The 6444-nt window shown below is 38.3% G+C and carries 8 protein-coding genes and 1 rRNA gene; 2 read left to right on the top strand and 7 right to left on the bottom strand.

Features of this window, described 5'->3' with window-relative positions:
• Positions 1 to 59, bottom strand: a 16S ribosomal RNA gene (locus ACIQCO_RS12515); the annotation flags it as partial.
• 459 nt (positions 60 to 518) lie between these two features.
• Between ACIQCO_RS12515 and ACIQCO_RS12510 the strand changes: the two genes are divergently transcribed.
• The gene (locus tag ACIQCO_RS12510; RefSeq protein WP_400428889.1) at positions 519 to 1340 is read left to right on the top strand and encodes a YitT family protein; all 822 of its coding nucleotides are present in this window, start codon (positions 519 to 521) and stop codon (positions 1338 to 1340) included.
• Between the two features lie 71 nt (positions 1341 to 1411).
• On the top strand, positions 1412 to 1549 hold the full coding sequence (locus tag ACIQCO_RS12505; protein WP_400428888.1) for a hypothetical protein: 138 nt from the start codon (positions 1412 to 1414) through the stop codon (positions 1547 to 1549).
• A 54-nt stretch (positions 1550 to 1603) separates the two neighbouring features.
• Here ACIQCO_RS12505 and ACIQCO_RS12500 read toward each other — a convergent pair whose 3' ends face one another.
• The 6 genes from ACIQCO_RS12500 to ACIQCO_RS12475 all read right to left on the bottom strand — a co-directional run bounded on the left by ACIQCO_RS12500 (position 1604) and on the right by ACIQCO_RS12475 (position 6388).
• Complete coding sequence (locus tag ACIQCO_RS12500) at positions 1604 to 2374, bottom strand: class I SAM-dependent methyltransferase (RefSeq protein WP_400428887.1); 771 nt, start codon at positions 2372 to 2374, stop codon at positions 1604 to 1606.
• A gap of 112 nt (positions 2375 to 2486) precedes the next feature.
• A complete protein-coding gene (locus tag ACIQCO_RS12495; protein ID WP_400428912.1) occupies positions 2487 to 3239 on the bottom strand; it encodes an exodeoxyribonuclease III in 753 nt (250 codons plus the stop codon).
• A gap of 98 nt (positions 3240 to 3337) precedes the next feature.
• The gene (locus ACIQCO_RS12490; protein WP_400428886.1) at positions 3338 to 4123 is read right to left on the bottom strand and encodes a divergent polysaccharide deacetylase family protein; all 786 of its coding nucleotides are present in this window, start codon (positions 4121 to 4123) and stop codon (positions 3338 to 3340) included.
• A gap of 108 nt (positions 4124 to 4231) precedes the next feature.
• Positions 4232 to 4672 (bottom strand): peptidylprolyl isomerase, encoded by a 441-nt coding sequence (locus ACIQCO_RS12485; protein WP_400428885.1) that lies wholly within the window; start codon positions 4670 to 4672, stop codon positions 4232 to 4234.
• A 218-nt stretch (positions 4673 to 4890) separates the two neighbouring features.
• Positions 4891 to 5292, bottom strand: coding sequence for a CBO0543 family protein (locus ACIQCO_RS12480; RefSeq protein ID WP_400428884.1), 402 nt, complete (start codon positions 5290 to 5292; stop codon positions 4891 to 4893).
• Complete coding sequence (locus ACIQCO_RS12475; protein ID WP_400428910.1) at positions 5261 to 6388, bottom strand: DUF2515 domain-containing protein; 1128 nt, start codon at positions 6386 to 6388, stop codon at positions 5261 to 5263. Before ACIQCO_RS12475 ends, ACIQCO_RS12480 begins: the two co-directional genes overlap by 32 nt.
• Between the last annotated feature and the right edge of the window lie 56 nt (positions 6389 to 6444).

Below are 6444 nucleotides of genomic sequence, written 5' to 3'. Positions count from 1 at the left end.
TGCATGTATTAGGCACGCCGCCAGCGTTCGTCCTGAGCCAGGATCAAACTCTCCAAGAAAGTTGATTAGCTCATTTGTTACGTTGGCTTAGTTTTATAAAAAAACTAAAAAATATTGTTTGTTGACGTTTTTGTTTGTTTAGTTTTCAAAGAACAAAACTTCTACTATCCGCCTCCTAATCTATCAATTAGCGGCGTTTATTATCTTAATAATATTTTTCCACCCTGTCAAGCTACTTTTTTAAAAATTGATTGCTTATTAATTCAGCAAAAATATAATATTTCGTAACAGCGACATTAACTATCATACTATCCCAAATCACTTTCGTCAACTATTAATTCTTTGCTATTTGAATTCCTTCCCTAAACACTTTCATCTTTTTATAAAAAAATTCTCCATTCTCAAAGCCTATGTCACAATTTATACTCTGGTCAATACATACTAAAGCTAATAAACTACTAAATAGATAGTATAGCAGTTCAATTAAATAAAAATGAATTTAATGAGGTGCGTTAAAAGTGAAACAAACTGTTGTTCAAACCATTGCTGTAACCTTTTTCACATTAATTATGGGTTATGCTTTGAATACCTTCCTAATTCCCCATAAAGTTCTGACTGGTGGAATTGCCGGGGTGGCAATCATTATTAATAATTATCTTCAATTTAACACTGGCTGGATTATACTTGCTATTAATCTCCCATTATTTGTTATCGGCTATATTCATTTAGGAAAAAAGTTTATGTTCTTAACCGTTTATTCAGTCATTCTTTTGTCAGTTTCAATGAAATTGATTCCTATCCATGCTTTTAGCGAAGACATCTTATTATCCAGCGTATTTGGTGGTGTGCTATTCGGATTAAGCGTTGGAGCCAATATTCGCGTCGGTGCTTCAGCTGGCGGTGTCGATATCATTAGTTTAATTTTAGCCAAAAAGAAGGATATGTCAGTTGGCTTTATCATTACTTGTTTGAATTTTGCCATTGTATTTGTTTCAGCACTCGTATTTGGTGTAGATAAAACACTTTATACGCTCTTTGCCATCTTTGCCTCTGGCAGGGCGGTCGATGCCGTTCACACGAATCATACAAAACTAACAATCACGATTGTCACAGATAAATGGAGTGAATTGAGTGAAGCGTTACTGAAATTGCATCCACGCGGGATTACAATGACCGACGCCGAGGGCGTATACTCCCACCATCCTAAAAAAGTTTTAACTACCGTTATCACAAAATATGAATTAGCAGAGACGAAAGAAACGATTAAAAAAAATGACCCCGGTGCATTTGTTCATATTACAAAAGCGATAGAAGTGATGGGAAAATTCCGCAGAGATTAAAAAAAGGTTAATTTCCTTATTTTACGGAAAAAATACTAACGTAAATCAATTAAAAAGGAGATGCCGCTGCTGTGACATTAATTCAGCCGAGAAATGAGGATGACACTGGGTCTGTCAATTCTGCCGGCCAAGACGAACTAGAGAATTCGGGGCAAAAGGAGAAAACACCTGAATTCGATGTAATCGGTACCGCTCTTAACGATATCTAGGTTTTAAAAAATCCTTTACAAAAAGAGAGTCCTCCCTTCTTGCAAAGGATTTTTTTATTTTTTTATAGCCTTTAACACGATGGCTTCCCCTTGAAAGGAAATCACATGATTATTTTCAATCACAATCCTAAATTTATCTTTTACTTTTTGGGAAGCCCCGAGGATGTGCTCGGATAATTTGTCCATTTCACTTTGAGGTAAATTCATCCGCTTACACCATGGTTCAAAACGGAAGGTTTTTTCAAAACGATGCCACTCGCTTATTTCAAAACCGGTCATTTCCAGCATTCGAAGCCATTCGGTTTTTTTCCAGGCCCGAAAGTGACTGTAATCCCGCCATTTTTCTATTGTGTTATAAAATAGATCATAATCATCATTTTCGGGAACAACATTGTCATCAAGCAAAAATTGGCCATTGGATTTTAGAACGCGATAGACCTCTTCGACAAATTTATTTACATTCGGAAAATGATGCGGGGCAATTCGGCAGGTCACAATCGCAAAGGCTTCATTAACAAATGGGAGCTGTTCCGCATCAGCTTGTTTGAATTCAACATTTTGATGTCCATTTTCATTAATAAATGTTTCTGCCTCCCGCAACATTTCAGCCGTCAAATCTACTGCAATTACTTTTTTAACGAACGGAGCAAAGGCGTTTGCTGTATGACCGCCGCCTGTCGCAATATCAAGCAGCTCTTCTTCCCCATTAATCGCCGCCATCTGCACTAACTTTTGTAAGTCCTTCCCGTCTTTATGAATTGTGCTGCTGACGTAGGAAGCCGCACTTTTTCCAAATTGCTGCTGCACATCATTTTTGATATCCATGATTCATTCACTCCCCGAAATTTCCTTTGTACTGTAACTATAAAACAGAAATAACATAAAGAAAATTACGGGTTTTTTATAATTTAACATAAGAAAATGTTATCACCAAACATTATTGAATTTCCAGAACTACCGGACAATGATCACTTCCCATTATCTCGCAATGAATATCAGCATTTTTTAGTCTCTTTTTCATTGATTCGGATACAATAAAATAATCAATCCGCCAGCCAATATTCCGCTCGCGTACCTTATTCATGTACGACCACCACGTATAGGCGCCTTCTTGATTTGGATAAAAATAACGATAGCTATCCACAAATCCTTCAGAAAGCAAGGCGGTCATTTTTCCTCGTTCTTCATTAGTAAACCCTGAATTACCGACATTGGATTTTGGATTACGCAGGTCAATTTCTTGATGGGCGACATTAAGATCGCCACAAAGGATGACGGGCTTAATGGCATTTAATTCTTGCAAATGTTGTAGAATCCTATCTTCCCATTCAAGGCGATAACCAATTCTCGCCAAGTCACGCTGTGAATTCGGTGTATAAACATTGACGAGAAAAAACTCAGAAAACTCTAACGTAAGGATTCTTCCTTCTCCTTCCGATTCTTCATTTCCTACACCATATCTAACCGAAATCGGTTTAGCCTTCGTAAAAACAGCCGTTCCGGAATAGCCTTTTTTGAGGGCATAATTCCAAAATTGGTGGTACCCTTCTAATTCCAAGCTGATTTGTCCATCCTGTAATTTTGTTTCCTGTATGCAGAAAATATCCGCATCAACATCATGAAAATAATCCAAAAAACCTTTTTTCACGCATGCCCTGAGGCCATTAACATTCCATGAAACTAATTTCATTTTTTCCGTTCCTTCTCCCTTGCTGACTTTGTCACTAATTAAATTCATTTTAATTTAAATAATAAATTTCAGCAAAAAAAGCGACTCGCGGCCGCTTTTTACTGTGGTGATAATAACTTTTCCGTTAATCTGTATGAAAATAGATATGAGACTGGCACAATTTTGATATTCCGCTTATCAAGCTCATCTTTTGACTTAAAAATTCCAAGGGAGCAAACTTTTCCAGTCACCCCTACATGCCCAATCGCAATTCCTGTTCCCTTCATTTCAGTTACCTTTGCCAAGCGGATCATTTGTCTAAATACATAAGAAGATGAGGAGATGTCATCAAGAAATACATCTCTTTTTAAGAGGGGTACGCCAAGTTCATTCGCAATTTCCGGGAATTTTGATTTTGGGCTTGTACCGCTATCGATAATATAAAGACTTTTTTCTTTTGCCACTTCTACAATTGCTCGGACAATTTCTTTGTTTTCAACGGCACGAGACCCCATATGATTGTTAAGCCCGACTGCATGTGGCACAGTCATGATTGCCTCGTTTACGCGCTGTTTAACTTCTTTAGGAGAAAGGTCCACTGTTATCGGCTTTGGTCCAAGCCATGATCGTTTCCCTCGTTTTGGCTCCATTGGCAGGTGAATCATGACTTCAAAACCATTTTTATGGGCCCAATCGGCATGTTTTCTTGAGTTTTCGGTGAATGGCATAACCGCAGCGGTAATTGGAATATCACCTTCTAAAAAGTCGCGTACTCCACCAGTACCGCCGCCAAAGTCATCAATGATAATGGCAGCTCTCAATTCTTTCGTTTCACTTTTTTCGGCAGCATTTACTTGAAATGAAATCAATAGCATGGGAATAAACATGAACGGAAACCTTTTCATAATTACCTCCAAAAGTAATCTCTTTCAAGGTAATTTGCCCACAATATGCTGCATAAATTCTAAAAAATGTATCTAAAAAAGAGAGCTATTTCAGCTCCCTTATCCTACTTATTCAGCATCAAAAACCTTAACTTCGACCATTTTGTCGCCATTTCTCATTGCCTTTGCAGCTTCTAAACCAGATGTCACTTGACCAAACACGGTATGAACCCCGTTTAAGTGCGGCTGTGATTCATGAACGATAAAGAATTGGCTTCCCCCTGTGTCTTTTCCTGCGTGAGCCATTGATAGTGATCCAGGAATATGTTTGTGCGGGTTTCCTTCTGTCTCACATTTAATTGTGTAACCAGGACCGCCTGTTCCACGACCTTCTGGGCAGCCCCCTTGGCTTACAAATCCAGGAATAACACGGTGGAAGGTTAATCCGTCGTAGAAACCTTTGTTTACTAATGTTTCAAAGTTCTCAACTGTTCCAGGTGCTTCATTTGGAAATAAATCAAACTCAATCTTATCTCCGTTTTCCATTAATATGTATCCTTTTTTCGCCATTTCCAACACTCCTTATGTAAAAAATTCATTTTAATCATACACTTTTCAAAAAAGAAAAGAAAGTATTGGCACTTTTGACCATTATCTTTTTACTATGGTTGTGGTAAAATATTATTAAGGCTCCCTTCCGAACATTCGCTTGTTGCGGGACACTTAACCACTGTACGGACGGAAGGGAGCCCCCAACAAAAAGCCGGGACTCTTCCCGGCTTTTTGTTTTATTTATCTAACCATTGATAATATCCAGAAATAATCGACAGAAACAGGAAGTACCCAAAAAACGTGTACAGATGCTCCCACTGATTGGAATGAACAAAGAAGCCAAGCTCTTCCGCAAATTTTTCAATAATGGGCATTAATAAGCTGGCAAATAAAATCAGACCTGCCCTTCCCCATTTATTCACTTGAGAAGTGCAATAAACAAAAACAAGCACGAAAATAGGCAGTCCAATTAGCGTAAAAGCAATATTGACGGAAAAAATCTCAGGGAGCGGTCTTACCGGAAACTGATACATTTGCATCCCAACAAAATAAAGGTCTAAATACGTTCCAAGCAAGGTGCCGAGGACCATACAAGCAAAATAATTCTTATTCCAAAAAGTTAATCGTTTTTTTGGCAAGGGCTGCAACCTCGAGCCGTTCAAGTGTTTTACAGTATTCATTTCTTATCTCCCCATCTATCGGATCGTCATCATCCACTAAATAATCCACAACCCGCCAGTCATCAAACCAATCCCCCTTTTCCGCTTCCCGCTGGCTGACATTTTTCCAGGCATTTTCAAGTCTTGGACTATAAAACCTTTTTGCTCCTTTTCTAAGCTGGCATGCTTTTAACCGAATCGGATAGGTAAAGCCTGGAAGTCCTTCCTTGATATTATTAAAGAGATGCGGCCAATAATCTTTTCTTGAACCCGTATGCGGATGACTTTTTGCCCACTCCACAGCCCCCTTTAGAAAATCATTATTTTTAAAGAGGACAGAATATAACCTTTTTCCAAGTAATATCCGTTCGTTTACGGATTCAAATTGATGAAGTGTCTGTCCCGCCAGCTCCCCGTCATCATACGGAAAAAGAATGTGATTAAATGACAGCAGGTCCTGGAGCATGAATTCAAACTTGTTTAACACTTCCTTCTGATAAACCGGATTCTGAACCACTCTTTTTTCCAAGTAGCTTTGTTCATTTATGACTAGGGCAATACAAAGAATATAGGTATCCTGATTACTCCAAAAATGGTTCCAAATCGTCTCCATGAACGTCGAGATATTTAAATAAGTTAATAAGTAAAACAAGGGTTTCTTTTGTTTTAAGCTTTCCTGATAAAGCAGGAATTGCGGATAGACGTCTTGAAATATCAGCCAGTTGCCGCGCTCTAAAAAGTGAAAAAACGAATTTCGTTCCTTTTTAGACAACAAACGAGTAAGAAACTCCCCCTTTAAATCCGTCATATTCCAACCGCCATTCCGGGAAACCATATGTCCTAAAAACGCCCATTGGATTTCCGGATAGAGCAAATAAAAATCCAGATAGGCCTTCGTTCTCGTGACATTGTTTAGATTATGTTCCCCCGTCACAACTCTTATTTTTTCTAATAACTTCCGATCGTTTAAAGTTAAATGATGGGAGGTAACAAAGTTGTTGCTGCTTTTTTTCTTTAGTTCATCCCTAATGTCTACAAGTGGTGCTTTTTCGTGACTTCTCGCAAAAAAAATGATAGTTTCCCCCCTTAAGAATTCTCCTTGCCTAAACTGAATATGTATGAATTGAGAAT

The sequence above is a fragment of the Neobacillus sp. NPDC093127 genome (assembly GCF_044754175.1).
Lineage (GTDB): Bacteria > Bacillota > Bacilli > Bacillales > Cytobacillaceae > Neobacillus.
This window is presented reverse-complemented; position numbering and strand designations above follow the sequence as displayed.

Bases quoted from the DNA above. Each gene is read 5' to 3' on its own strand.
- ACIQCO_RS12500 (WP_400428887.1), bottom strand. From the start codon at position 2,374: ATGGATATCAAAAATGATGTGCAGCAGCAATTTGGAAAAAGTGCGGCT.
- ACIQCO_RS12495 (WP_400428912.1), bottom strand. From the start codon at position 3,239: ATGAAATTAGTTTCATGGAATGTTAATGGCCTCAGGGCATGCGTGAAA.
- ACIQCO_RS12490 (WP_400428886.1), bottom strand. From the start codon at position 4,123: ATGAAAAGGTTTCCGTTCATGTTTATTCCCATGCTATTGATTTCATTT.
- ACIQCO_RS12485 (WP_400428885.1), bottom strand. From the start codon at position 4,672: ATGGCGAAAAAAGGATACATATTAATGGAAAACGGAGATAAGATTGAG.